Source organism: Paraburkholderia sp. Cy-641, from assembly GCF_011752945.1.
Lineage (GTDB): Bacteria > Pseudomonadota > Gammaproteobacteria > Burkholderiales > Burkholderiaceae > Paraburkholderia.
The window spans coordinates 46,740-70,755 of the sequence record NZ_VWWM01000003.1; the positions used below are offsets into that span (position 1 = coordinate 46,740).

Consider the following 24,016-nt stretch of genomic DNA (forward strand, 5'->3'; position numbering starts at 1 on the left):
TTCGCGGTTCGGGGCCATGTTCGGCGATGGCTCAGGCACACGCTCAGGCACACGGATTGCTACTTGCCGAACGCTCACCTGCTCCACAGCACGGCTCCCGCAAGCGCAAGCGACGCGGCGAAGCGTCAGGCACCCGGTGCGGCCGACGCGCCCTCATCGGACGTGAGCTGTTCTTCAAGCCGGTCGAACACGCGCTGCGTCGCGCGGCTCGGCGCTTCGAGCGCGAACAGCAGCAGCGAGCGGCCCGTCACCTGATAGGCGTCGCCCGCGCGGAATTGCGGCAGTTCCGCACGCACCGGCATGTTCGTATCGACGAGACAGGTCCAGTGTTCGCCTTCGGGAATCTCGGGCAGCGTGAAATTGACCACGTCGTGATGCGCGTTCAGGACGAGCAGCAAGGTCGCATCGGAAGCGAGGCGGCGAATGCCGCTCGCCTGCGCGCGGCCGTCGATCACGAGGCCGAAGCAGCGCATCTGCGGATCGTCCCACTGCTCGTGCGCGATGTCGGTGCCGTCGGGCGACAGCCAGCGCGTATCGGTCACGTCGAGCGCTTCGTTGTACTCGCCGGTGAGAAAGCGGCCGCGCCGCAGCACCGGCAAACGATGCCGCAGCGTGGTCAGATTGCGCACGAATTCGGTCAGCGCGCGGCCATCGTCGTCGATCGCATCCCAATCGACCCAGCTGATCTCGTTGTCCTGGCAATACGCGTTGTTGTTGCCGCGCTGCGTGCGGCCGAATTCGTCGCCCGCGAGGATCATCGGCGTGCCTTGCGACAGCAGCAAGGTCGCAAGCAGATTGCGTTTCTGGCGCTCGCGCTGCTGGCGGATGTCGGCGTCGTCGGTCGGTCCTTCGACGCCCATGTTCCAGGATTTATTGTCCGAGTGGCCGTCCTTGTTGTCTTCACCATTTGCTTCGTTATGTTTATCGTTGTAGGAGACGAGGTCGTTGAGCGTGAAACCGTCGTGCGCGGCGATGAAGTTCACGCTGGCCCACGGCCGCCGGCCGCGATGATTGAATTTGTCGCCCGATGCGGTGAGCCGTGTCGCGAGATCGGCGGCCTTGCCTTCGTCGCCCTTCCAGTACTCGCGCACGGTGTCGCGAAAGCGGTCGTTCCATTCGGCCCAGCCCGGCGGAAAACCGCCCACCTGATAGCCGCCCGGACCGCAATCCCACGGCTCGGCAATCAGCCGCACGCTGGAGAGCACCGGGTCCTGGCGGCAACTGTCGAGAAAGCCGCCGCCTTCATCGAAGCCATGCGTCTCGCGGCCGAGAATCGTCGCGAGATCGAAACGGAAGCCGTCGACCTTCATTTCCGTGACCCAGTAGCGCAGGCTGTCGGTGACCATCTGCAGCACGCGCGGATGCGACAGGTTCAGCGTGTTGCCGGTGCCGGTATCGTTGATGTAGTAGCGCGCCTCGTCGGGCAGCAGACGGTAGTACGACGCGTTGTCGATGCCCTTGAACGAGATCGTCGGGCCGCGTTCGTTGCCTTCGGCCGTGTGGTTGTAGACCACGTCGAGAATCACTTCGAGGTCGGCCTGATGGAAACGGTCGACCATCTCCTTGAACTCGCCGACCGAATCGTTCGACGATGCGAAGTAACGCGGGTCGGCCGCGAAGAAGCCGATCGTGTTGTAGCCCCAGTAGTTCGTCAAACCTTTATCGAGCAGATAGCTGTCGTTGACGAAGGTCTGGACCGGCAGCAGTTCGACCGACGTCACGCCGAGGCCGCGAATGTAGTCGAGCACGGCCTGCTGCCCGAGCGCCGCGAACGTGCCGCGCAAATGCTCGGGCACTTGCGGATGACGCTTCGTCAAGCCGCGCACGTGGGTTTCGTAAAGAATCACGCGCTCCCACGGCAACGCGTTGCGCTCGGGATGCGTCCACGAGAAGTTGGCGTCGACCACCTTGCATTTCGGCACGAAGGCGGCGCTATCGCGTTCGTCGAACGAAAGGTCGCCGTCCGGCGAGTCGAGCGTATAGCCGAAAATCTCCGGCGCCCACTTCAGTTCGCCGATGTGCGCTTTCGCATACGGATCGAGCAGCAGCTTGTTCGGATTGAAGCGATGGCCGTTCTCCGGCTCGTAAGGACCATGCACGCGATACCCATAGACCGCGCCCGGTTTCAGATTCGGCACGAACACGTGCCATACCTCGTCGGTGTACTCGGGCAGTTCGATGCGCTCGATTTCGTGCTGCCCCGTTTCATCGAACAGGCATAGTTCGACTTTCGTCGCATGTGCCGAGAACAGCGCGAAATTGACGCCGCTGCCGTTCCATGTCGCGCCGAGCGGAAACGGCGAGCCTTCCGAAATGCGCGTCGAGTAGTGAGCCGGAGTTGACATAGGAGCGGTTCCTGTGGACGCGAGGGACGTTATCGCGGCGTTGGTATTCGTTGCGTATGGCTTCGCCGCTATTCCAGCGTCGGCGGTCGAACGGCGATGCGGCCATTTAGTCACGCCGCGCAGCCGGCCCGCTCATGCAGCAATTTACAGACCTGAAACCATGCCTGATCTGCCATGCCGTTCGCTCGCCCCGTTGCGGGCTTCACGCAAGCTCCTGCGGGCGTGACAAATGTCAAACGTCTAGGCGGTACGAGAGCGCGGCAAAGCGGCCCCGTATCAAGCGGAGATCAATCGGAAACTCATCGGAACCGTTCTTTCACAATGGCCCGGCCACATGCAGCGCCGCCGCCGATTCGAGCACGCGCAGCAGACGCTCGGGCGTCAACGGCTTCGCGCAATGGGCATCGAAGCCGGCGGCTTTCGCGCGCGCGCGGTCTTCGCGTGACGCAAATGCCGTACACGCAACCAGCAACATATGTGAAGTCTGGGAATGAGCGCGCAGCCGGCGCGCGAGTTCGAGCCCGTCGAGCCCCGGCATCTTGATGTCGAGCACCACCGCGAACGGCTGCCATTCGCGCGCCATGTCGCAGACGGCAAACGGATCATCGAGCGCGCGGCAGTCGAAGCCGTCGGCGATCAGCAGCATCTGCAACGCCTCGGCCGCTTCGCGGTAGTCGTCGACCACCAGCACGCGACGATGCGCGGCCATCGCGTAGCGGATCGGCCGCCACACGAGTACGTCGTCGTTGCTATCCACGCTGTCGTTGAACGTCATTTTTACTTGCCTTATTCCATTCCGCTCTGACGGGCATTGCCCCACACGGCAATATCTGCTCCCGTCTCCCTTGCGCAATCGTTGTATTCGCCGTTAACCCCGTTCAAACGCCGCGACCAACGCGGCGCGCCCGCATACCCGCGAGGAATGCGGTTCAGCTTGCCAATTCACTACGGCGTTTAAATGACACGGCTCGCGACAGACGCATGCGCGCCATCGTTCGAACGCACTGTCCTCGTGCGACCGCCCCGCTCAAGGGCCCGGCACGATGTCGTTTTAAAAACGGATTGAGGGGATGTCGTTTATAAGCCGCTTGCGCTCTTGGCGGCGCACATCGATAAAGCGGTCATAACCACAGCATAAGCGACGCCGCCGATAAAAAAATGCTCGACATGTTAGGGGTTTGCGCTCTGCGGGTTATCCCGCACGATAGGCCGGCTCATATATGCGGACAGGTATCCGGCCCGGTACGGCGATAAGCAAGCTGTATTCCCGGGGCGCGGCCGCGCATGGGGTCGCGGTCCTGCTTACGATATTCCGCTTACGGTATATAAAGCAAACAGACGTGCCGGGAGCGGCCGCCACCCGGCGGCCCCGGTCCGTATCGCGAGACTTCATGCCGCTTTTTCTCGACCAGCATGCGCTGTATATCGCCAAACATCCCGGCCGTTTCGTGTTGCAGACGCTGAAAGCCTTTCGCGCGAACCAGGGGCTGCTGCTGGCGGGCGCGGTGGCGTATTACGCGCTGCTGTCGATCGTGCCGCTGCTGATCCTGGTCGTCATCGTGCTCTCGCGCGTGGTGCCGCAGCCGCTCGTGCTCGATGCACTCGGCCATCTGTTGCGCTGGCTCGTGCCGGGACAGTCGAATGCGCTCGTGCGCGAGCTTGCCAATTTTCTCGAGCATCGCGCAGTGATCGGCTGGGTACTGCTGCTCACGATGATCTTCTTCAGTTCGCTCGCGTTTACCGTGCTCGAAAACGCGATGTCGCTGATCTTCGTGCATCGTGTCGTCGTGAAGCGGCGGCACTTTCTGATCTCGGCGCTGCTGCCTTACTGCTACATCCTGTGTCTCGGCATCGGCCTGTTGATCGTGACGTGCGTGTCGAGCGCGCTCGAAACGATCGGCGCGGAAGGGATCGAACTGCTCGGCCTGCACGTGCCGCTCGCGGGCTTCTCGCGCATCGTGCTGTACGTGCTCGGGCTCGCCGGCGAAATCTTCGTGCTGACCTCGATCTATCTCGTGATGCCGGTCGGGCGTCCTTCGATCAAACACGCGCTGATCGGCGGCGTCGTAGCGGGCGTATTGTGGGAAATCACGCGGCACGTGCTGGTCTGGTATTTCGCCACGCTCTCGCAGGTGAGCCTCGTCTATGGGTCGCTGACGATGGCGATCGTGATCCTGCTGAGCTTCGAATGGCTCGCCACGCTGCTGCTGTTTGGCGCGCAGGTGATTTCGCAATACGAGCGCTTCGGTCATGAACCGCTCGATGCGCCGCAACCGCGCATAGAAACGGGCTGAGGGTACTGCTTGAATGGAGCGAACGAAACTTGCCGCGAGCAACACCGCCTGTTTCTCGCGGTTTGTCGCGTTATGTGGGAACCGTGCGCAATGAAAGACCATGCGAAGTTCGACGCATCGCAGGGGGCAGGCATCGGGAGGCGGCTGTTAAAATAACGCGCGCATTGCATGTGCTTACTGCACGCCGCCTGTTGCATGCCACTACGTCCCTGCCCTCACACACATGCCGCAATTTCTCCAGACTGAAGCCAAGACGTTCGGCGTGACTCCGTTAATCACGTGCGCCGATGCTTGACGAAACCCGCATCACGCGCGCGCTCGGCGCTCGCGACATCACGCCCGATACGCGCCAGCGCGAAGCAATCGGCGCGCTCGCGGCCCTGCTCGGCGCACAGCAGCAGGCTCGGCGTGCATGGTCTTCGTCCGCATTTGCCTCGCAAGGCGTCTATTGCCACGGGCTGCCCGGACGCGGCAAAAGCCTCGTCGTCGATACGGTGTTCGAACTCGCGCCGTGCCGCAAACGGCGTCTGCACTTCCACGAATTTCTGCGCGAGATGAACCGGCGGCTCGTCAATGCGCCGCGCAGCGACGACCGTCTCGGCGATGTCTCACGGCAATGGCTCGACGGCATCGAGTTGCTGTGCTTCGACGAATTCCACGTACACGACATTGCCGATGCCTTCCTGATGGGCCGCTTTCTCGATACCGCAATCGGCCTCGGCACGCGCATCGTGCTCACGTCGAACTACGCGCCCGACGATCTGCTGCCCGACCCCGAGTTTCACGAGCGTTTCCTGCCGACCATCGCGCAGATCAAGCGCTGCTTCACCGTCATCCATTTCGATGGCGCGCGCGATTATCGCTTCGGCGGCGAAGCGGCAGAGGTGCCGCGTTTCTTTGCGCCGCTCGACGCGGCGAGCCATGCGGCGCTGCGCGCTATCTTCGCGCATCATGAACGCGACGCGCGTATCGAACCGGTCACGCTCAGCGCGGCGGGCCGGCCGCTTGCCGCGCGCGCCGCGGGCAATGCACTGCTGTGGGCGGACTTCGAGCCGCTCTGCGTGGCAAGCCGTTCGCACCTCGACTACCTCGATCTCGCCGGGCAATGGCAAGGGATCATCGTCGACAATCTGGATACGGCCGCGCTTGCGCAGTCGCATACGTTGCAGCGGCTCGTGTGGCTTATCGACATCGTCTACGATCGCAAGCGCGCGCTGTTCATCGCTTCAGATCAACCGATCGAGTCGGCGCTCGTCGGGCTCGAAGGCGCGCATGATCTGTCGCGCACGCTGAGCCGGCTGGCGGAGATGCAGTCGCGCGCGTATCGCAGCACGCTCGATGGCACTCGCGACGACAACAGCATGAACGCTGTTAACGCATCGTGAACACGGTACACGGTGCCGCATAGATCGCACACGCCACATCGGGCGCTTCGGGTTCATGTAAATCTTGCATTTCGATTCGAAATACGCGTTCACGGTCGTACGGAATCTGATGGCGCTCGCGGAAGCCGATACGAGCAGTAAGGCGCCGATGGTGACGATTCCGGCGAATTGATTAGCCGGTACGATGCTTCTTCAGATGCCGTTTCAACATAAAAAGCGCACTCGACAATACGACCGCGACGACGATGCAGTACGTGAGGAATAACAGAAAAAGGCCGATTGTCTCGATGTCATCCGGATCAAGCGGGTCGAGTACACCCGCCAGGTGCATACCGGCCCGAATAGTGACATCGAGCCAATACGGCATGTCAAAGGAAAACGGCGAGAGAAGTTCTCCCAGCCACCAACCGCCGGCTACCGACGCGCCGAGGAATGCCAGCACACATGCAGTACACCAGACTATCCGTTTCATCGAATCTCCACCGTACCGTCAGCGTGCAACGCGCTGCCGGGTACCTGAAAAAATGGCACCTTATAGCACGCTCGGTCAACGGTGAATCTCAATAACGGCCCGGCCAGAAATTGCTGGACCTGGTCGGTGCATTGCTACGCACCGACCTGCCAATATCACCCATTCCCTCCACCCCTTACCCTCTCGATCTGCTGCTTCGCCACCCCATACACCCGTTCCGGCGTAAAGCCGAATTTCTTCTTCAGATCGGCCAGCGGCGCCGATGCACCGAACGTATGCATGACGACCTGCGCGCCGAACTGTCCCGCGTAGCGATCCCAGCCAAGCGCCGCGGCCTGTTCGACCGCAACGCGCGCCTCGACGTCGGCGGGCAGCACCGACTCCCGATACGCGCGGTCCTCGCGCTCGAAGATGTCCCACGACGGCATCGACACCACGCGCGCCGCGATGCCCTCGCCCTTGAGCTTCTCGTACACGTCGACGCAGATCGAAACTTCGCTGCCGCTCGCCATCAGAATCACCGCGGGCTTCTCGCCGGCGGGGGCATCGGCGAGTACATAGGCACCGTGCTGCACGCCGCTCGCGGCCGCATAGCGCTGGCGGTCGAGCGTCGGCAGCGGCTGGCGCGTCAGAACGAGACACGACGGCCTGCGCGGATGCGCGAGCGCAACGCGCCACGCCTCGGCCGCCTCGTTCGCATCGGCGGGGCGCAGCACCGTGAGTCCCGGCACGCCGCGCAACGACGCAAGCTGCTCGATCGGCTGATGCGTCGGACCGTCCTCGCCGACGCCGATCGAATCGTGCGTGAACACATAGATGGCCGGCACTTCCATGATCGCCGAGAGCCGAATCGGCGGCTTCATGTAGTCGCTGAAAATCAGGAACGTCGAGCCGTACGGCCGCAGATTCGATAGCGCGAGGCCGTTCACGATCGCGCCCATCGCGTGCTCGCGAATGCCGAAGTGCAGATTGCGGCCGCCATAGTCGTCCGCTTCGAAACTGCCCGCGCCCTCGAATTTGAGGTTGGTTTTCGTCGACGGGGAAAGATCCGCCGCGCCGCCGAGCAGCCACGGCACGCGCGCGGCAATCGCATTGAGCACCTTGCCCGACGATTCGCGCGTGGCGATGCCCTTCGCGTCGGCCTCGAAACTCGGGATGTCGCTGTCCCAGCCCTGCGGCAATTCATGTGCTTCGATCTGCGCGAATTCGCGCGCGAGGTCCGGATACGTCTTCTTACAGGTTTCGTATTGCGTCTGCCATTGCTCGCGCGCCGCCTTGCCGCGCGCGCCGAAACCTTGCGCAAAGCGTTCGTGCACGCCATCCGGCACGTAGAAGAATTTATCCTCGGGCCAGCCGTAGGCTTGCTTCGCGAGCGCGACTTCTTCGACGCCGAGCGGTTCGCCGTGCGCGGCCGCCGTGTCCTGCTTATGCGGCGCGCCCCAGCCGATCAGGCTATGCACCACGATCAGCGTCGGCCGGTCCTGCACGCTCTTCGCCTCGACGAGCGCCGCTTCGAGCGCGGCCGTGTCGTTCGCATCGTCGACGTGCAGCGTGTGCCAGCGATAGCCGCGAAAACGGCTCTCGACATCGTCGCTATACGCGAGGTCCGTATGGCCTTCGATCGTCACGCGATTGCTGTCGTAAATCCAGATCAGGTTCGACAGCTTCAGATGCCCCGCGAGCGAGGCCGCTTCGTGCGAGATGCCTTCCATCATGTCGCCGTCGCCGCATAGCGCGTAGACGCGGTAATCGAACAGCGGCGCGTCGGCCTTGTTGAAACGGTTCTCGTACCAGCGCGCGGCCATCGCCATGCCGACGCTGTTGCCGAGCCCCTGGCCGAGCGGTCCCGTGGTCGTCTCGACGCCGGTGGTCATGCGGTATTCGGGGTGGCCCGGCGTCCTGCTGCCGAGCTGGCGGAAATGCTCGATGTCGTCGAGCGATACGGCCGGCCCGCCGGTGGGCTGGCCGTGCTCGTCGACGGCCTTCACGTTGGCCAGATGCAGCAGCGAATACAGCAGCATCGACGCATGCCCGACCGACAGCACGAAGCGGTCGCGATTCGGCCACAACGGTTCGTCCGGGTCGTAGCGCAGATGGTGTTGCCACAACTGGTACGCGACCGGCGCCAATGCCATCGGCGTACCGGGGTGGCCGGAATTGGCTTTCTGCACGGCGTCCATCGACAGCGTGCGGATCGTGTTGATGCACAGCTGATCGAGGGCGGGATCGTTTTGCATGGGACGCTCCTTGTTCGGCAATTCGGAGGACAGCCGGAACGCACGGCGCGGCGCTCGCGCGTACCGGCGCATGGGATCGACGTGGAAGCTCGCGTGGGAACATGCGCAAAAGCATGCCGGGGACAGCGCGCGAAAACTCACGCACGGGAGCACACGTATGAAAAATCGCGGCGAAGCTCACCGATGATGCGCCGATATGCGTGAATCTGCACGCATTCACATGGCCGCCAACATGGGCCGTTGCGTGGCGGGTCGCCCTGATTGCACGCCCCCGTCGCTCAACCGCTCAACTCTCCGGCGACGCGCGATCCGCCGCGACGATCTCGCGGCCATAGTCGATCGCCGCTCGCCGCGCTTCGTCGGCGGTCGCGTAGGGGCCGATCTGCGGCGCGCCGTCGAATGGAAACAGCACTTTCCGGTCAGCCTTTCTGACGACCTTCAATCCACCTATGTAACGTCCGTCGCCGGTTCCATGATAGCTGGCGTAAATCTCGAAGTCGTCGTCAGCCACGTCGGCCTTGTGTCTTGCCATGTGCATGCCTCGTCCTGGGTTTCCCATCCATGCGGCCCCGTTGCGGCGATATCCACTGCCGCGTACGCACTTCGCGAGATCGCGATCTCGCGCGCGACGAAGGCAAGCAATACCCGTTCCTCGCAGCTCGGCTCGCTCATACACGCACATGCATACGCGCACTCAACGACGGGCGCACTCTCGCGGCGGAAAGCCTGGGTATTGAAAGCGGAAGAACCGGACGGATTCGCGACACGCAGGCGTTCGAAAGCCGCCCAAGATAAGATAGTCGGCAAACCGGCCCGAGCCAAATCAAAACATCGTTTGTCATTCGACATTTTTTTGCCATGAGCATGCCCGACCTGCCTGAAAGCGAAGACGGAAACAAGGACGAAAACCTCGGCCTCTATCGGCGCGCGACGCAGACCGGCGCCGAATGGTGGCGCGTGAGCGTGGCCGACCGGCCCGAGACCTATCGCCTCGAACACGGTGTCGACGACGGGAACGGCGCGGGCGGGGTCGATATCGATCTCGTCGTCGATGCGGAAAATCTGCGGGCCAAGCAGAAGAAGTGGCGCCGCGAGGGTTTTGCGATCGACAGCGGCGCGGCCGGCAACGATCCCGATGCGCGGGCGCGCGTCGCCTTCATGCCGGAGTTGCAGCGGGCCAGCGCGAAGAGGCTGGCGGAGCAGTCGCGCGGGTCCGGGGAAGCCGACGCAGCAACGCAGGCCGAAGCGCACGGCACCGTGCGCATCGGCGACGTCGACGTCCCTTGCGGCATGCCCCACCCGCTCGTGCCGCGCATGAATCCCGCCTATCTGTTTTCGGCGCGCTTTAACGACATCGTGGCCGACATCGTCGAGAACCGCCGCGTGATGCTGATCGGCCACACGGGCGCGGGCAAGACGAGCCTCATCGAACAGGTTGCCGCGCGGGCGCGGCACGGCGTGCTGCGCTCGAACATGAACGGACAGACGACGGTCGGCGATTTCGTCGGCTTCTGGACCGTCAAGGGCGGCGAGACCCTGTGGGTCGACGGCGTGCTGCCCACGGCGATGCGCGAGGGCCTGTGGCTGATCGTCGATGAAATCGACTTCGCCGAACCGTCGATTCTCGCCGCGCTGACCGCCGTGCTCGAACCGCAAGGCCGTCTCGTGCTGAAGGAGAAAGGCAACGAGATCGTCGCCCCGCATCCGGCGTTCCGCCTCTTCGCGACCGCGAACGCGGTCGGCGCGATGAGCCAGTTCCGCCATCTGTACCAGGGCGCGAATCTGATGAACGAGGCCTTTCTCGATCGCTGGCGCGTCTACCTGCTCGACTATCTGACGCCGGCCGAGGAAACCGACGTGCTGCTGCGCACGCTCGCGCCGTATATGACGCGCGCGCTCGCCGTCACGCTTGCCGCGATCGCCGCCGACTGCCGCGCCGCGTTCGCGCGCGAAGACCTGTCGAGCGCCTTCTCGACGCGCCGGCTGCTCGACTGGGCCGAACTGATGCTGCGCACCGGCGATCCGGAGCGCGCGGCGGGTCCGGCCATTTACGCGAAGGTAACGCCCGAGGATGCCGCGCTGATTCGCGGCATCGTCCGTCATCACATCGCGCCGGCTGTTTGAGCGCCGGGAGCGGAAGCGATACGGAAGAACGGCACGGATGAACGCACGGCACCCCGCCCCCACCTCGCGCAACGCACAGGGCTTCGCATTCGAATCGACGCTCGGCAAGGTCGCGCGCGTGCTGACCGGGCAATACGGCGTGACCGTCGTGTTCAGTCCCGATGGGCCGCGCGTCGAACCCGGCCGCATCGTGATTCCCGATTACGAACGCGATGGCGGTGTCGAGCGCGATGTATTGATCGGCTATCTCGATCTGCTCGTCGCGCGCGCCAAACATGCGTCGCTCGCGCAACTCGATGCGCTGCCGCAAGGCATCACGGCAAAGCTCGCGCAGGTGATCGACGATCGTCGCGTCTGCGCGCAACTGCTCGACGAATATCCGGGCGCGCGCTGGTTCATCGGCGCATTGCGCGCGCATACGGCCGAACGTGTGCGGCAACGCTGGCCGAAGCTGCATTGGCGCGATCGGCTCGCGTGGCTCGTCGAGCGCACATTGTGGGACGAAGCGCCGACCCGTACCGAGGCGGTTCATTCGCTGCTGGCGGCATTGCACGCGTCGCAGGATTTGCTGCACGAAGCCCGCGCGAGCGGTTCGACCGCGCGCAGCATCGCGGTCGCGCACGATCTCGTCGCGCGCGTGCGGGCATTGTCGGCCGGCGAGGCGAACAGCATGATGTTCACGGCCGATCCCATCGAAGACATCGACACCGATACCGTGCCCGCTTCGTCGGCACCGTTCAGCGAGGACGATGATCTGCGGCCCGATCACGCCGCCGCCACGCCGCCGGCGGAGCGCGGCGGCGGCGCGCAGGCCGACGACGCGGTCGGCATGGGCCAGTCGCCCGCCGATGCGCAGGCGCTCGCCACGCGCACCGAAGCCGCGACAAGCGCGACCTCGGCGGGCGCCGCACGCATGCTGCTGTCGCTTCCGCTCGCCACCGAATTCGACGTGATCGCCGACGTGACCGGCCAGGGCGACAGCGCGGCATGGCGCGCGCTGCGCGCCCAGGCGCGTGCCGACACTGCGCCGCTCAAGGACAAGCTCGAGCGCGCGCTGTCCGCCGACGAGCGCATCCGCTGGCGCCGCGAACAGGAGCGCGGCGAGATCGACCGCATGGCGCTCGCGAAGCTCGCGACGTCGCCCGGTTATCGCACGCCGTTTCGCACGCAGCGCGCGGCCAAGGGGCGCGACGTCGCGGTGACCTTGCTGATCGACCGCAGCGGTTCGATGGCCGGCCGCAAGATCGAACTTGCGCGCCTCTGCGCGAGCGCCCTATGCGATGCGCTCACGCAGTTGTCGTTCGATTGCGAAGTGCTCGGCTACTGCTCGCTCGAATCGGCGCCGATGAAGCAGCTCTACGAGCGCCAGCTCGCGGCCGGCGCCGATTTGCGGCGCTATAACCGCTTCGTCGAGCGGCTCGATCTGAAGGTCTACAAGCACTTCGGCGCGACCGATCTGAGCGGCCTCGCCGAAATCGACTGCGGGCACGAGAACCCGGACGGCGAGGCGCTCGCATGGGCCGCGACGCGGCTCGCCGATCACCCGGCCGCGCGCCGCATCCTGATGGTGTTCTCCGACGGCTACCCGTCGACCGGCGACGGCGATCCGCAGGTCTTGCGCAGCGATCTGCGCGAACGCGTCGCGGCGATCGGCAAGCGCGGCATCGAACTGGTCGGCATCGGCGTGCTGACCGATGCGGTCGAAGATTTCTATCCGCGTAACGTCGTCATCAGCCGGCTCGCCGAACTGCCCGCGACGGCGTTCTCGGTGCTTGGCTCGATGCTGCTCACACGCTAGTTTGCCAGTGCGGCGAGTTGGGCCTTCGTCGCACAAACCGACTCCATGAACGCGCCGAATCGGCGATCTGGCCGATCAAGCGAAATCCGCAATCTTCACTGACGACGGTTTGCACGAATCCGTGCGCAACGGGCTGAAGGCTTCCGAGGTCGGCACGCTGAATAGCGCCAGCGCGAAGGTCGTCATGGCCGGGTAGATGGACCTTGAAATTACAAAAAATCAGCGACTGGATTTAAAAATATTTTCTTTAATCAAAACTGGAATTATAAAAACATGAATTATCTTTTCCTTGACAGAAAAGAATGATGTGGCGAGGATGGAATGTAGTTAATTAATATCACTGGCGATTACAGAATAGTAAAAATTTCGTGTGAACGTATGCTCGCCGGCAAAAATACCTGGCATATGAATTTGTTCCATCACAGGAGAAAACCATGAAGCGCTTTATCTCGAACGCCATTCTTGCAAACGCTGTCTTGTGCTGTGCCGCTGCCTACGCGCAGACCCCGCCGCACAACGTCGGCGACAGGCATCCCAACCTGCGTGCCGCCCAGCATCTCGTTGACCAGGCCAACAGGCGGATCGACGATGCTCAAAGAGCGAACGAATGGGACCTCGGCGGGCACGCCCAAAGGGCTCGCGATCTGCTCGTCCAGGCCAATGAGGAACTCAAGCAGGCGGCGGAAACCGCGAATACCGAGCACAGGTAAACCGGACCTGTTAGCGAACATTGCCGGTGCCCGAATTTGCGGCACCGGCGTTATAGGTATAAATAGCGCTGAAAGTTAATCAGGGGCCAAGTCACACACCTCATGCCGGTCAAGGCCTTACTCGCCTTTGGCCGCCCCGAATCCAGTCTCGATTTCGTACCTGCATCGCGCAACGCTCGCAACCTTCATCAAAGCCTGCCGTGAAGCTTGACTGCGCGCGGTATAGGCAACGTAATAAACGTGTTCGCGCTTTTCATCTCGCCACCGGCGGCATCGTCGCGATCGGAATCAGGAATTCGGACACGCCGGTCAGGATGATCTGCACGCCGATGCACAGCAGCAGGAACGCCGACACTCTCAACGCGACCTTCGTGCCTTCCACGCCGAGGTAGCGCGCGAACACCACCGCGCGGCTATAGACCAGATAGACGGTCACGGCCACCGCGAGCGAAATCGCCACCGAGGCGATGCCCGACATCACGAACGCCGAGAGCTTGTGCGTGCGGTTCGCTGTCAGTGCGATGGCCGTCGCGATCGAGCCGGGCCCGGTGGTGAGCGGCACGGTCAGCGGGAAGAAGGCGCGCGACATCGCATTCTCCGCATCGACGCGCTTCACGCCGGTCTGCTCGGCCGGCTGCGTGTCCGGCGCATTGAGCATCTGCCAGCCGCCCACCGCGAGCGCGAGGCCGCCGCCGATGCGCAGCGCCTCCATCGAAATGCCGAAGAAATGCAGGATCGGCGTACCGATGAAAAACGCCACCAGCAGCACGACGCTCGCGTTGATCGCGATCTTGCGGGCGAGCACGCTGCGCTCCTCGGTGGTCAGCGAGGCGGTCCGGTCGAGAAAAACAAAAGCGCCGCCGATCGGATTGATGATGCTGATCAAGCCGGTAAAGCCAAACAGAATGTCGGAGATCAGGCTTTCGACCATATGTGTGTCCGTAGCGGGCCGCGTCGACAGACGCCGTGCCCTGTTGATGAACCCGGGGCGCGGACCCCACGAACTGCTGCGACGAACCGCGGCCCGGACCATGCTGCATTGCTGGCAGATGATATCGCGCCGCGCCAGCCAGGCCGCAAAAAACCGCGCGCCCCGTGCCCCGCGACAGCGCACGGCGAGTCCCGCTCGCGAGCGGCGCGCCGGGCCGCGCTCCGCCTTGCGGTGCAGCAATCGCACCGGAAAGATGCATCCGCAACTTTCGGAAAACTGACATTTATTTTGAAGCCCTTTACGGGACCAAAGTATCAGGCATAAAGTCGTCAACGCAGCCGTACTTTCAACGACATCTACCCCTTCGTTCGAGGAGTTGCCCACATGCTGCTTCGTGTACTTGCCGCGTTGCCGTTCATCGGCATCCTGGTCGGCGTTGCGTTTGTCAATCGTGTCGAGCCGCTCGTGCTCGGCATGCCGTTCGTGCTGGCCTGGATCGTCATGTGGGTGGTGTTGAGTGCGATCATCATGGCGATCGTCTACCGCCTCGATCCGTCCAACCGCCAGCTTGCCGCCGACGCCGAGGAGGTTCGCCCATGAGTGCACTCGTCATCATCGCGGCCGTCACGCTCGGCGCGCTGTTCCTCGGGGTATGCGCGCGGCGCGGCCACGACATGAGCCTCGAGCAGTGGAGCGTGGGCGGCCGCAGCTTCGGCACCGCGTTCGTGTTCCTGCTGATGGCCGGCGAAATCTACACGACCTTCACGTTCCTCGGCGGCAGCGGCTTCGCCTATGGCAAAGGCGCGCCGGTCTACTACATCCTCGCCTACGGCACGCTCGCCTACATCATCTCGTACTGGGTGCTGCCGCCGATCTGGCGCTACGCGAAGATCCACCGTCTCGTCTCGCAGCCGCACTTCTTCACGTGCAAATACGACAGCCCGGCGCTCGGCACGCTCGTCGCGCTGGTCGGCGTGGCCGCGCTGATTCCGTACCTCGTGCTGCAGCTGAAGGGGCTCGGCATCATCGTCGCGACGGTTTCGTACGGCGCGATTTCGTCGACGGCGGCGGTCTGGATCGGCGCCTGCGTGGTCACGGCCTACGTGACCGTGTCGGGCGTACGCGGCTCCGCGTGGAACTCGGTCGCCAAAGACCTGCTGATTCTGGCGATCGTGCTGTTCCTCGGCATCTATCTGCCGCTGCACTACTACGGCGGCTTCTCCGACATGTTCCGCGCGATCGACGCCGCCCGCCCCGGCTTCCTGTCGTTCCCGGCGCGCGGCTCGAGCGTGGTGTGGTTCCAGTCGACCGTGCTGCTGGCCGCGCTCGGCTTCTTCATGTGGCCGCACACGTTCGGCTCGATCTACACGGCGAAGGACGAGCGCATCTTTCGCCGCAATGCAGCAGTGCTGCCGCTCTATCAGCTGATCCTGCTGTTCGTGTTCTTCGTCGGCTTCGCGGCGACGCTGCGCGTGCCGGGCCTGACCGGCGCCGACATCGACCTGTCGCTGTTCCGCCTCTCGCTGCAAACGTTCGACCCGTGGTTCGTCGGCGTGATCGGCGCGGCCGGCATTCTGACTGCGCTCGTGCCGGGCTCGATGATCCTGACCTCGGCCTCGACGCTGCTCGCCAACGACGTCTATCGCGGCATGCTGAACCGCGGCGCATCGGATGCGACCGTCGCCACGATTGCCCGCGTGCTCGTGCCGATCGTGGCGCTCGTCGCGGTCGGCTTCACGCTGCACGGCGGCGCGACGATCGTCGCGCTGCTGCTGATGGGCTACAACTTCGTCACGCAGCTGTTCCCGGCCATGATCTGCAGCCTGCGGCCGCACAACCGCGCGACCAGGCAAGGCGCGTTCTGCGGCATCGTGGCCGGCGTCGCGGTGGTCACGCTGACCACGCTGCTGCACTGGAGCGTCGGCCAGTTGATGCCGTTCCTGCCCGATGCGCTGAAGGACGTCAACATCGGCATCCTCGCGCTGGTGGTCAACGTGATCGTGTTCGTGATCGTGAGCGCGATGACGCAGCCGCGCGGCGCCGAGCAGACGCACGCGTCGGCGCATTGACATGTCCTACGTTCTCTACTATTCGCCCGGCACGGCCAGCATGGCCGTGCACTGGATGCTGATCGAACTGGGCGTGCCGTTCGAGACGCGCCTCGTCGATTTCGGCGCGGGCCAGCAGCATGATCCGGACTATCTGCGCCTCAATCCCGCCGGGCGGGTGCCGACACTGATCGTCGACGGCACGCCGCGCCATGAATCGGCTGCGTTGCTGATGCTGCTCGCCGAGCGGCACCCCGACGCCGCGCTCGCGCCGGCGGTGGGCTCGACGCAACGCGCCGCATGGATCGAGTGGATGATCTACCTCGCGAACACGCTGCTGCCCGCGATGCGCGACTGGTTCTACGCCGACAAGGACGGCGACGCCGGCGGTGCCGACGCGGTGCGCGCGCTCGCGCGGCGCCGCATCGAGGAGGCTTGCGAACGGCTCGATACGCACTTCGGCGGAGCGGAACACGCGTATTTAACCGGCGACAGGCTCAGCACCGCCGACCTGCTCGCGGTCGTGCTGATGCGCTGGACGCGCAACATGCCGCGGCCGGCGACGGACTGGCCGCATCTCGCGAGCTATATCCGCGGGATGCGCGCGCGGCCGTCGTTCATTGAGCTGAATGCGCGCGAGAAGTTGATGGGGTGGATGAACGAGGAGCGGTGACGTGTGTTTAGCATGAACAAGGCCGAATTGATCCGTTATATGCGGATACAGAATGACGCCGCAAAGGCTTGCGATCTGGCGATTAAGATTGAATATCCGTCACCAAAGGAACGGGCGCAACGCAACCATATAGAACTATATGATGTTATGGCAGCACGCTGCCGCTATGTGCTTAGAAGTCAACAAAATGAATTTCTGCGCGATCTCTATTCGATCAAAACGGGCTAAACGCCGTAGCTAATCCATTGAACTTTATCGAATCCCTCACCCCTCCCGCTCCACCACCCCCGTCGGCGCCGCGAACGCATAACCGTCCTTGCCGTCGCGCTTGACCCGATACATCGCGGCATCGGCTGCGGCGACCAGGTGGCGCGGATCGTCGACGTCGTCGGGAAAGCTCGCGATGCCGATGCTCGCGCGCACGGGGCCGACACCCATTTCCTCGTCGGCGCGGACCACGCAGGCGATCAGCCGGCGCGCGATCTCGACCAGTTGCGTTTCGTTCACGAACTCGCGCACCAGCACCGCGAACTCGTCGCCGCCGATCCGTGCGACAAGGTCGCTCTTGCGCACCGATGCGCGGAACCGCGCCGACACGTCGACGAGGAATGCGTCGCCGGTGCGATGCCCGAACGAGTCGTTGACCTGTTTGAAGCCGTCGAGATCGATATAGAGCAGCGCGACCCGCCGCTCTGCGATCGCGGTCCGCGCGCCGTCAGCGGCATCGTCGAGCGCGGTAAGCAGCATGCGGCGGTTCGGCAAGCCCGTCAGCGGATCATGCAGCGACGCATGCTCGAACTCGTGCGATTGCCCTGCGAGTTGCCGGTTGCGCTTCGCATACATGCCGAGCGCGGTAATCAGCATGCAGAACAGCAGCGTGGCGAGCACGATCAGCGTGCGCGAGACGTGCGTCGCGCGTAGCCGCACGTCGGCGCTCGACGCCTCGCGTTGCGCGTGCCAGAACGCATACACGTCGCCGAGCTGCGCCACCGTAGTTTCGGGCGGCGCATCCGCCGCGAGCGTGGACGGAAGCGGCGGTGCCGGCGACGGGCTCGCGTCGACGAGCGCCGCCAGCGAGGCAAGACGCCGCGCGAATTCGCCACGCGCCGCGCGATAGCCTTGCTGGTAGGCGGCGTCGCGGCTCACACCGGACATGCGCTGCCACACGGCCAGTTGTTCGCGCGCGCTGTCGGCGTGCTCGGTCGCTTCGAGCACGAGGCCCGCGTACTCCTGCTTGAATTGATCGGAGAAGACCGTGCGGATCTGCGTCGCGAGATACAGCACGCCGAACAGCAGACACAGCAGCGCGGCCACGGCGACGCTCGCCGGTCCGGGCCGCCAGCGGCGCATCCCTATCCGCGTGCGAACGGCGCCGCGCGGGCCGGCTCGCACGGCGGCAACCCACTCAAGGATGCGAGTAAATGTCTTGTTGTCGTCCGTTGCCATGTTGACGATAACTTACGCGTCGCAAGAAACTGCCCACGCGCGCAAACAGGCCGTCCTTGTGCTTCGCGTTCGACGACGCATGCCTTCCCTGCTGCGCGAGTCGCGTTTCTTTCGACGCACGGCCGGACGCGGGCTGCGCCGTGGAATCGGCGGCCTTCGCGGCGCGAAGGGGCGTGGATGGAGCAGCAGAGGTAGCCGTAGCAACGGGCGGATCAGCCGATGCATCAGCTACGGAATCGGACAACGTGCCTGCCAACTGCACCGCAGGGGCAGCCCCCGCAACAGGCGGAGGACTCTGCCTGATCTGCCCCGACCACCCGCCCGGATCGTTGCCATGCTCGTTGGCGGCTTCGCGCGTATCAACGGACGCGGCCGGTTGCGCGCGAGACGCCTCGGCTTCATGCGCGACGCTCACCGTCGCTGTCGCAGCAGCCCCGCCCGGCTTCGGCGAACCGAGCGCCGCACGCGCCCCGGCGATGGCCTGCGCATACACCTGCTGGTCCTGATCGAACCAGACGCCATAGGCGATGGTGCCCAACACGCCGAAAGTCAGCGCGACTGCCGCCGCGACGCAGAGCGCGAGGCGGCTGAAACGCCGCGGCACAACATCCGTCCGGTACGAACCGTCGAGGTCGAAGTCGCTATGTGGGTCGTCGGTTGCGGAATCACGCACGCGAATAGGATCGTGATCGGTAGCCATTGCAATACGCTCCGGGTACGTGCCACTTCGGGCTGACCAGTGGCCGCGAGCCGCGCTTGCGCGCCGCCGTTGCACGCACTGTTCGATGAATGTAGTCCTCTCGCCTGTGGGCCACAACAGGTTGACGTTGCGCTTTTGCCGCGTCCTTGTCGAGCCTCAATCGCGTTTGAAAATCAGGCCACCTATCGCCATACCAAACGGCAACAAGGCAGGTAAAAGCTGCAACGCGGCAGGTAGGCGCGTCGCCGCCCCCGGCCGCTACGCCAGATGCGACAAGGGTTCCGCGAAACACGCCAGAGCGGTGGCTGTCACCGATGCAACAACCACGCCTGCCCCGTGGACAGCGCACGATGCAAGGCCACCGCTTGAAACGGGCTTTTACCGAGACACGCGCCACATGCGGCGCGAGGCCTCCACCGAACTTGCCGCGGCACCGGATTCCCGAAATAGTCCGCGTGTAATGGTAAGTTCTCGTTCACGCGTTTCGCGAACGCGGGTTGCGAAACGCATAACGTCATCGCTCAGCATGCCAATCATGTCCAACGTGTATCAGCACAAACCTCTGACGCCTTTTCGCCGCGCCTTCGCGCGCTTTTCGCTGTCCGAAACCGCCAAGTACGCGAAGCTCACGCTCGGGCTGTGGATCGGCTTCGGCATCCCCTATCTGCTCGGCTATCCCGATGCGGCCGTGCCGCTCGCCGGTTCGACGATGCTGACGCTGGCGCTCGGCAGCTCGATTTCGGCTGCCCGAAGCTATTTCTACAAGCGCGTGTTTTCCAACGTGGTGGCGATGCCGATCGGCACGCTGCTGATCTGGCTCACCGCGCCACATCTATGGCTCGGCGCGGCGCTGCTGCCGGTCGTGATCTTCGGCATCGTGGCGCTGCGGCCGTCGCTGTTCCAGATGACCAGCATCACGGTGCCGATCACGCTCGTGCTCTATACCGGCGAACATATTCCGCTGCTCGAACAGCGCCTGATCGGCGTCGTGCTCGGCATGTTCCTCGGCTTCATCATCCAGCAGATCGCGTTTCCGCCCGATCACGGCTACTGGGCGAATACGCTCGTCAACGACGGCAACGAGCAGGCGACCGGCATCGTCGAGCAGCTCGCGGCCGGCACGCTCGAAAAATCTCAGATCAAGCCGGCCGCGGCGAAGCTGCGCGCGCTGAGCACGAACCTCAAGCAGGCGCATCAGTTGCTGAAAACCGATCTCGAACAGGCCTGGGTGTCGCCGCATCTGAAGCGCAACAAGGTGCGGCTGCCGGTATTCGCGTGCTATCAGGAGACCTTCGATACGCTCGTCAATTTTCTCGAGACCATGGACACGTTCCATGCCCCGTTCGCCGCGCTCGATGCGGCATGGCGCGAGGCGTTTCTCGCGCGCCTCGGCCAGCTCGTCGCCGTGCACCGGCAACTGGCCGAGGCGGCGGACCTGCGCGTCGAACGTGCGCCGCTCGCCGCGCCGCCGCTGCACATGGAAGACCTGCGTCAATTGAGCGAGGACCTGCCCGCGTCCAGCGTGTTTACGAGCGTGTATCTCGGGCATCTGACCGGCTACGGAATTCTGCTGTGCCGCCTGAGCGAGCTGCACACCGCATGAGTGGCATACAGTTCGCCATGCGGCTTACTGCACCGTGATCGTCTGCTTCATGTTCGGATGGATGCCGCAAAATATCTTGTAGATACCGGGTTTATCGAACCTGAACTGATACGTGTCGTTCTGATCGAGCGCGGCCGAGCGGAACATGCCGGCATCGTTGACGACCGTGTGCGGCTCGCCGTCGAGGTTCTTCCACGTCACCGTCGAGCCGGCTTTGACGGTCATTGCCATCGGCATGAACATGAAGTTCCTGATGACGGCGGCATTGGGGCTTTGCGTCTGCGTCTGCATGTGCCCCTGCATCGGCGTTTGCGCCTCGCCCGATCCCGCCGACATCGCGAGAATCAGAACGCTGCCGAGCAGGTTGAAAAATACACGGACCACGATACGGGTTTGCATGATCGATCTCCTCAGGGCGCGAAAAAATGCGGGCTTCGCCGTGCCGTTCATGCCAGCGTCGCGTCGTTGAGCGTCGCTTTGAGCGGATGCCGCGCGATGCTGACGCTCGTCACGCCGAGCATCTTCGGCAACTGATCGCTCGCGACTTTCAGCGGCCCCGGGCCGTCGCCATGGCCGGCGGTCGGCTGCGGATAGGCAGTCGAGCGCGCGGTATGGAACGTGACGTTGCCCTCGACCTTCGACACGATCTGATGGATATGGCCGTTGAGCACCGTCACCGAACCGAAGCGCTTCAGGTAGCTCATGGCCTGCCCCGCGTCGCCGGTGCCCCAGCCCCACGGTTCGTAGATCGTCCACATCGGCATATGCGCGAACACGACGACCGGCGTGCTCGACGAGCGTCCCTTCAGATCGTTTTCGAGCCACGCGAGCTGTTCGTCGCCGAGACCGCCTAGGCCGTTCGGCTTGAAATGCATCACGTTGACGAGGCCGACGAAATGCACGCCCTGATGATCGAAGCTGTAATAGCCGCGGTTATCGGAGGCCTTGCCGAAGCGGTTGAAGTATTCGGTGCCGGGGCCATCGGTCACGTCGTGCTCGCCGGGCACCGTGTGCAGTTCGGTGATTTTCAGGTCCGCCAGCAGTTGCGCCGCGAGATCGAATTCGGACGCCTTGGACAGATGCGTGATGTCGCCCGTGTGGATTGCGAGCGGCGGTCTGGACGGCATCGCGTTGACGAAGTCGATCGTCTGTTTCAGCGTGCCGGCAACGTCGGGATTCGCTTCCTTGTTGAAGCCGATATGCGTGTCGCTGATCTGCAGGAAAAGCGGCACGCCCGTCGATGCCGACGCGGTTTTTGCATCGGCGGCGAGCGCGAGTTCGACCGGCGCGAGCACGCCGCCCGACAGCATGAACACGCTGCCGAGTCCACCGAATGCAAGACATTTGAGCGCGCCGCGACGCGCCGGATCGAACGGATGATGTGACGACATGATGACCTCACGAAGAAGATTCGCCGCAGAAGCTGCGGGAGTGTCCCGCGGCCACTGCGGCCCGGTTCGTGAGGCATGACTGGCGCTGCGTGGGTTTTATTCCCGCCGGCCGTGCTCAATGTCGTCGTGTCGATGGCGGCGACTTCCGCCGCCGCGTGTGAAGCGTGCAATCATGAAGCGCGCAAGCGCGACTCACGCTTGCCAGGCGGCCTGTCCGGCGCGTTCGGGAAACGGCTTGCGCCACGCGTCGAAAGCGTTCAGCTGATCGTGCCAGCGCTGTACTTCGGAGAATTCATTGAGCGGTATCGCCGCCCTCGGCGCATACGGCAACATCGCGCCAACCAGAAAATCCGCGACCGACAGGTCATTGCCGAGCAGCCACTTGCGGCCCTTCAGGTGTTGCTCGAGCACGGCGGCGTTCTTGCGGAACAAGCCCTGCGCCTCGGCGACTTTCGCTTCATCGGGTGCGCCGATGCCGACCCACGCCTTGACCAGGTATTCGTAGTAAAGCGCGCCCGCCTGACGAAACAGATGCTGGCTATTCCAGCTCATCCAGCGCACGACCTCGATCTGCTGCTGCGGGTCTCGCGGCCAGAGCCCCGAGTCCGTGCGTTGCGCGAAATAGCAGGCGATCGCGTCGGCTTCCCAGAGCTTGCGTTCGCCTTCGACGAGCACCGGCACCTTGCCGTTCGGATTGATCGCGAGATACTCCGGCTTCGTTTGCTCGCCTTTGAGCAAGTCGACGAACACGTAGTCAATCGGCAAATCGAGGTAGCGTGCCACAGCGCAGACTTTGCGCGGAGCGGGAGTTTCAGCGTAGTAAAGCTTCATATCCGGTCTCGGGTTGAGTTAAGAAGATGTCGAAGTGGCGTTACCGTACACGCATTCATGTTCCGCTGCAGCGAGCTTCGCCAGCCTGTGCCTCCAGGAAGCGTTCGAGCTTGTCGAACGAACCGCTCCAGCCGGTCCGGTGATCGTCGCGCGCGGCTTCGTCGAAGAACTGCGCATGCGTGAAGTGGAGTTCCGTGCCCTCGTCGATCGCGCGCAGCACGATCGTCACGAGCGAGCGCCGCTCGGGCATCGTGACCCACTGCCACGTAAAGACCAGCTTGCGATCGGGCTCGACCTCGCGATATTCCCCGCTGCAATCGTGCGTTTCGCCATCCAGCGTCTGGAACACGACGCGAAAGCGCCCGCCCACGCGCGGATCGGCTTCGGCGCTCAGCACCGGGCCGCCATCCGGTCCCCACCAGCGCGCCATTAGTTCGGGACGCGTCCATGCCGCGTACACCTTCGCGGGCGGAACCTTCAGGCGCCGCACGATCGTGAGGCTCGGCTTCTGCGTGGGCTGCGTGGTCATTCGGATTCCCCTTCGACAAAATCGGCCAGCCGGTCGAGACTCGCGGACCAGAAACGCTCATAGCGCCGAAGCCACGCCATGGCCTCTTCCATCGGACCGGCAACGAGTTCGACCGACACGGTTCGTCCGCGCTTCGTGCGAGAAATCAGACCGGCCTCGCCGAGCACGTCGAGATGCTTCATCACGGCCGGCAGCTTCAGCGGCAGCGGACGCGCGATCTCCGTGACCGACAGGCCGGGCTCGCGTTCGAGACGCACGAGGATGGCCCGCCGCGTCGGGTCGACGAGCGCGGCAAACGTACGATCGAGTTGGCTGGATGGATACTTCACCATGTGGTGAACTATAGGCGCCAGGCGAACGGCGTCAAGGTTTTTATCGAAATGTCGCGAAATGTCGCGAAGTGCCGGGATCGTTCGCCGGGCGAAGGCCGGATAATGAACGTCCCTGCCCGCATGAATCCGCCGCGAATCCGGGCCGGTTCACCCACCGATCGAGAGGA

Annotated in this window: 23 protein-coding genes; 10 read left to right on the plus strand and 13 right to left on the minus strand. The window is 63.9% G+C overall.

From position 1 onward, the window contains the following. Positions 1-125: 125 nt before the first annotated feature. Together glgX and F3J20_RS02520 are read right to left on the minus strand one after the other, a co-directional pair. The gene (gene glgX / locus F3J20_RS02515; RefSeq protein WP_167281723.1) at positions 126-2,345 is read right to left on the minus strand and encodes a glycogen debranching protein GlgX; all 2,220 of its coding nucleotides are present in this window, start codon (positions 2,343-2,345) and stop codon (positions 126-128) included. 316 nt (positions 2,346-2,661) lie between these two features. Further along, positions 2,662-3,120, minus strand: coding sequence for a response regulator (locus tag F3J20_RS02520; RefSeq protein ID WP_167041866.1), 459 nt, complete (start codon positions 3,118-3,120; stop codon positions 2,662-2,664). A 616-nt stretch (positions 3,121-3,736) separates the two neighbouring features. Here F3J20_RS02520 and F3J20_RS02525 point away from each other — a divergent pair. After that, on the plus strand, positions 3,737-4,639 hold the full coding sequence (locus tag F3J20_RS02525) for a YihY/virulence factor BrkB family protein (RefSeq protein WP_167281725.1): 903 nt from the start codon (positions 3,737-3,739) through the stop codon (positions 4,637-4,639). Between the two features lie 287 nt (positions 4,640-4,926). Next, on the plus strand, positions 4,927-6,024 hold the full coding sequence (zapE, locus tag F3J20_RS02530; RefSeq protein WP_167281726.1) for a cell division protein ZapE: 1,098 nt from the start codon (positions 4,927-4,929) through the stop codon (positions 6,022-6,024). 172 nt (positions 6,025-6,196) lie between these two features. Here zapE and F3J20_RS02535 read toward each other — a convergent pair whose 3' ends face one another. The 3 genes from F3J20_RS02535 to F3J20_RS02545 all read right to left on the minus strand — a co-directional run bounded on the left by F3J20_RS02535 (position 6,197) and on the right by F3J20_RS02545 (position 9,265). Beyond that, positions 6,197-6,496, minus strand: coding sequence for a hypothetical protein (locus F3J20_RS02535; RefSeq protein WP_167281728.1), 300 nt, complete (start codon positions 6,494-6,496; stop codon positions 6,197-6,199). A gap of 155 nt (positions 6,497-6,651) precedes the next feature. After that, the gene (gene tkt / locus F3J20_RS02540) at positions 6,652-8,733 is read right to left on the minus strand and encodes a transketolase (RefSeq protein WP_167281730.1); all 2,082 of its coding nucleotides are present in this window, start codon (positions 8,731-8,733) and stop codon (positions 6,652-6,654) included. A gap of 286 nt (positions 8,734-9,019) precedes the next feature. Next, positions 9,020-9,265 (minus strand): DUF6723 family protein, encoded by a 246-nt coding sequence (locus F3J20_RS02545; RefSeq protein ID WP_167041851.1) that lies wholly within the window; start codon positions 9,263-9,265, stop codon positions 9,020-9,022. A 326-nt stretch (positions 9,266-9,591) separates the two neighbouring features. Between F3J20_RS02545 and F3J20_RS02550 the strand changes: the two genes are divergently transcribed. From F3J20_RS02550 to F3J20_RS02560, 3 genes are all read left to right on the plus strand, one after another. Continuing rightward, the gene (locus F3J20_RS02550; protein ID WP_167281732.1) at positions 9,592-10,857 is read left to right on the plus strand and encodes an AAA family ATPase; all 1,266 of its coding nucleotides are present in this window, start codon (positions 9,592-9,594) and stop codon (positions 10,855-10,857) included. Positions 10,858-10,894: 37 nt separating this feature from the next. After that, a complete protein-coding gene (locus tag F3J20_RS02555; protein ID WP_167281733.1) occupies positions 10,895-12,655 on the plus strand; it encodes a cobalamin biosynthesis protein CobT in 1,761 nt (586 codons plus the stop codon). 434 nt (positions 12,656-13,089) lie between these two features. Further along, a complete protein-coding gene (locus tag F3J20_RS02560) occupies positions 13,090-13,365 on the plus strand; it encodes a hypothetical protein (protein ID WP_167041839.1) in 276 nt (91 codons plus the stop codon). Between the two features lie 253 nt (positions 13,366-13,618). Here F3J20_RS02560 and F3J20_RS02565 read toward each other — a convergent pair whose 3' ends face one another. Then, positions 13,619-14,296, minus strand: a complete 678-nt coding sequence (locus tag F3J20_RS02565; protein WP_167041836.1) for a MarC family protein — start codon at positions 14,294-14,296, stop codon at positions 13,619-13,621. A gap of 384 nt (positions 14,297-14,680) precedes the next feature. Between F3J20_RS02565 and F3J20_RS02570 the strand changes: the two genes are divergently transcribed. Genes F3J20_RS02570 through F3J20_RS02585 form a run of 4 tightly spaced genes read left to right on the plus strand, consistent with a single transcriptional unit; the run spans position 14,681 to position 17,245 of the window. Next, a complete protein-coding gene (locus F3J20_RS02570; RefSeq protein ID WP_167041833.1) occupies positions 14,681-14,896 on the plus strand; it encodes a DUF3311 domain-containing protein in 216 nt (71 codons plus the stop codon). After that, positions 14,893-16,365: a sodium:solute symporter gene (locus F3J20_RS02575; protein WP_167281735.1), complete on the plus strand. Its 1,473-nt coding sequence runs from the start codon at positions 14,893-14,895 to the stop codon at positions 16,363-16,365. The genes F3J20_RS02570 and F3J20_RS02575 overlap by 4 nt, the downstream gene beginning before the upstream one ends. 1 nt (position 16,366) lies before the next feature. Further along, positions 16,367-17,017, plus strand: coding sequence for a glutathione S-transferase family protein (locus tag F3J20_RS02580; RefSeq protein ID WP_167281736.1), 651 nt, complete (start codon positions 16,367-16,369; stop codon positions 17,015-17,017). Between the two features lie 12 nt (positions 17,018-17,029). Continuing rightward, positions 17,030-17,245: a hypothetical protein gene (locus tag F3J20_RS02585; RefSeq protein ID WP_167281737.1), complete on the plus strand. Its 216-nt coding sequence runs from the start codon at positions 17,030-17,032 to the stop codon at positions 17,243-17,245. A 36-nt stretch (positions 17,246-17,281) separates the two neighbouring features. On the opposite strand, the gene F3J20_RS02590 is transcribed toward F3J20_RS02585, so the two are convergent. Continuing rightward, positions 17,282-18,367 carry a GGDEF domain-containing protein gene (locus tag F3J20_RS02590; RefSeq protein ID WP_240158917.1) on the minus strand — a complete coding sequence of 362 codons (1,086 nt, stop codon included), beginning with the start codon at positions 18,365-18,367 and terminating at the stop codon, positions 17,282-17,284. Between the two features lie 55 nt (positions 18,368-18,422). Then, positions 18,423-19,163 (minus strand): hypothetical protein, encoded by a 741-nt coding sequence (locus F3J20_RS02595; RefSeq protein ID WP_167281739.1) that lies wholly within the window; start codon positions 19,161-19,163, stop codon positions 18,423-18,425. Positions 19,164-19,698: 535 nt separating this feature from the next. Between F3J20_RS02595 and F3J20_RS02600 the strand changes: the two genes are divergently transcribed. Continuing rightward, on the plus strand, positions 19,699-20,766 hold the full coding sequence (locus tag F3J20_RS02600) for an FUSC family protein (protein WP_167281740.1): 1,068 nt from the start codon (positions 19,699-19,701) through the stop codon (positions 20,764-20,766). A gap of 24 nt (positions 20,767-20,790) precedes the next feature. Here F3J20_RS02600 and F3J20_RS02605 read toward each other — a convergent pair whose 3' ends face one another. The 5 genes from F3J20_RS02605 to F3J20_RS02625 form a co-directional block, all read right to left on the minus strand. Continuing rightward, positions 20,791-21,069: a plastocyanin/azurin family copper-binding protein gene (locus tag F3J20_RS02605; RefSeq protein WP_240162685.1), complete on the minus strand. Its 279-nt coding sequence runs from the start codon at positions 21,067-21,069 to the stop codon at positions 20,791-20,793. 143 nt (positions 21,070-21,212) lie between these two features. Then, positions 21,213-22,157, minus strand: coding sequence for a metallophosphoesterase (locus F3J20_RS02610; protein ID WP_167281743.1), 945 nt, complete (start codon positions 22,155-22,157; stop codon positions 21,213-21,215). 192 nt (positions 22,158-22,349) lie between these two features. After that, on the minus strand, positions 22,350-22,988 hold the full coding sequence (locus tag F3J20_RS02615) for a glutathione S-transferase family protein (protein ID WP_167041810.1): 639 nt from the start codon (positions 22,986-22,988) through the stop codon (positions 22,350-22,352). 55 nt (positions 22,989-23,043) lie between these two features. Beyond that, the gene (locus tag F3J20_RS02620; RefSeq protein WP_167041807.1) at positions 23,044-23,517 is read right to left on the minus strand and encodes an SRPBCC domain-containing protein; all 474 of its coding nucleotides are present in this window, start codon (positions 23,515-23,517) and stop codon (positions 23,044-23,046) included. Beyond that, entirely contained in the window at positions 23,514-23,849 is a 336-nt protein-coding gene (locus F3J20_RS02625) for a metalloregulator ArsR/SmtB family transcription factor (RefSeq protein ID WP_167281745.1), read from the minus strand. The genes F3J20_RS02620 and F3J20_RS02625 overlap by 4 nt, the downstream gene beginning before the upstream one ends. Between the last annotated feature and the right edge of the window lie 167 nt (positions 23,850-24,016).

Bases quoted from the DNA above. Each gene is read 5' to 3' on its own strand.
- F3J20_RS02605 (WP_240162685.1), bottom strand. From the start codon at position 21,069: ATGCAGGGGCACATGCAGACGCAGACGCAAAGCCCCAATGCCGCCGTC.
- F3J20_RS02580 (WP_167281736.1), top strand. From the start codon at position 16,367: ATGTCCTACGTTCTCTACTATTCGCCCGGCACGGCCAGCATGGCCGTG.
- F3J20_RS02565 (WP_167041836.1), bottom strand. From the start codon at position 14,296: ATGGTCGAAAGCCTGATCTCCGACATTCTGTTTGGCTTTACCGGCTTG.
- zapE (WP_167281726.1), top strand. From the start codon at position 4,927: ATGCTTGACGAAACCCGCATCACGCGCGCGCTCGGCGCTCGCGACATC.
- F3J20_RS02545 (WP_167041851.1), bottom strand. From the start codon at position 9,265: ATGGCAAGACACAAGGCCGACGTGGCTGACGACGACTTCGAGATTTAC.
- F3J20_RS02575 (WP_167281735.1), top strand. From the start codon at position 14,893: ATGAGTGCACTCGTCATCATCGCGGCCGTCACGCTCGGCGCGCTGTTC.
- F3J20_RS02600 (WP_167281740.1), top strand. From the start codon at position 19,699: ATGTCCAACGTGTATCAGCACAAACCTCTGACGCCTTTTCGCCGCGCC.
- F3J20_RS02520 (WP_167041866.1), bottom strand. From the start codon at position 3,120: ATGACGTTCAACGACAGCGTGGATAGCAACGACGACGTACTCGTGTGG.
- F3J20_RS02585 (WP_167281737.1), top strand. From the start codon at position 17,030: ATGAACAAGGCCGAATTGATCCGTTATATGCGGATACAGAATGACGCC.
- tkt (WP_167281730.1), bottom strand. From the start codon at position 8,733: ATGCAAAACGATCCCGCCCTCGATCAGCTGTGCATCAACACGATCCGC.
- F3J20_RS02620 (WP_167041807.1), bottom strand. From the start codon at position 23,517: ATGACCACGCAGCCCACGCAGAAGCCGAGCCTCACGATCGTGCGGCGC.
- F3J20_RS02610 (WP_167281743.1), bottom strand. From the start codon at position 22,157: ATGTCGTCACATCATCCGTTCGATCCGGCGCGTCGCGGCGCGCTCAAA.
- F3J20_RS02615 (WP_167041810.1), bottom strand. From the start codon at position 22,988: ATGAAGCTTTACTACGCTGAAACTCCCGCTCCGCGCAAAGTCTGCGCT.
- F3J20_RS02525 (WP_167281725.1), top strand. From the start codon at position 3,737: ATGCCGCTTTTTCTCGACCAGCATGCGCTGTATATCGCCAAACATCCC.
- F3J20_RS02560 (WP_167041839.1), top strand. From the start codon at position 13,090: ATGAAGCGCTTTATCTCGAACGCCATTCTTGCAAACGCTGTCTTGTGC.
- F3J20_RS02625 (WP_167281745.1), bottom strand. From the start codon at position 23,849: ATGGTGAAGTATCCATCCAGCCAACTCGATCGTACGTTTGCCGCGCTC.
- F3J20_RS02595 (WP_167281739.1), bottom strand. From the start codon at position 19,163: ATGGCTACCGATCACGATCCTATTCGCGTGCGTGATTCCGCAACCGAC.
- F3J20_RS02555 (WP_167281733.1), top strand. From the start codon at position 10,895: ATGAACGCACGGCACCCCGCCCCCACCTCGCGCAACGCACAGGGCTTC.
- F3J20_RS02535 (WP_167281728.1), bottom strand. From the start codon at position 6,496: ATGAAACGGATAGTCTGGTGTACTGCATGTGTGCTGGCATTCCTCGGC.
- F3J20_RS02570 (WP_167041833.1), top strand. From the start codon at position 14,681: ATGCTGCTTCGTGTACTTGCCGCGTTGCCGTTCATCGGCATCCTGGTC.
- F3J20_RS02590 (WP_240158917.1), bottom strand. From the start codon at position 18,367: ATGCGCCGCTGGCGGCCCGGACCGGCGAGCGTCGCCGTGGCCGCGCTG.
- F3J20_RS02550 (WP_167281732.1), top strand. From the start codon at position 9,592: ATGAGCATGCCCGACCTGCCTGAAAGCGAAGACGGAAACAAGGACGAA.
- glgX (WP_167281723.1), bottom strand. From the start codon at position 2,345: ATGTCAACTCCGGCTCACTACTCGACGCGCATTTCGGAAGGCTCGCCG.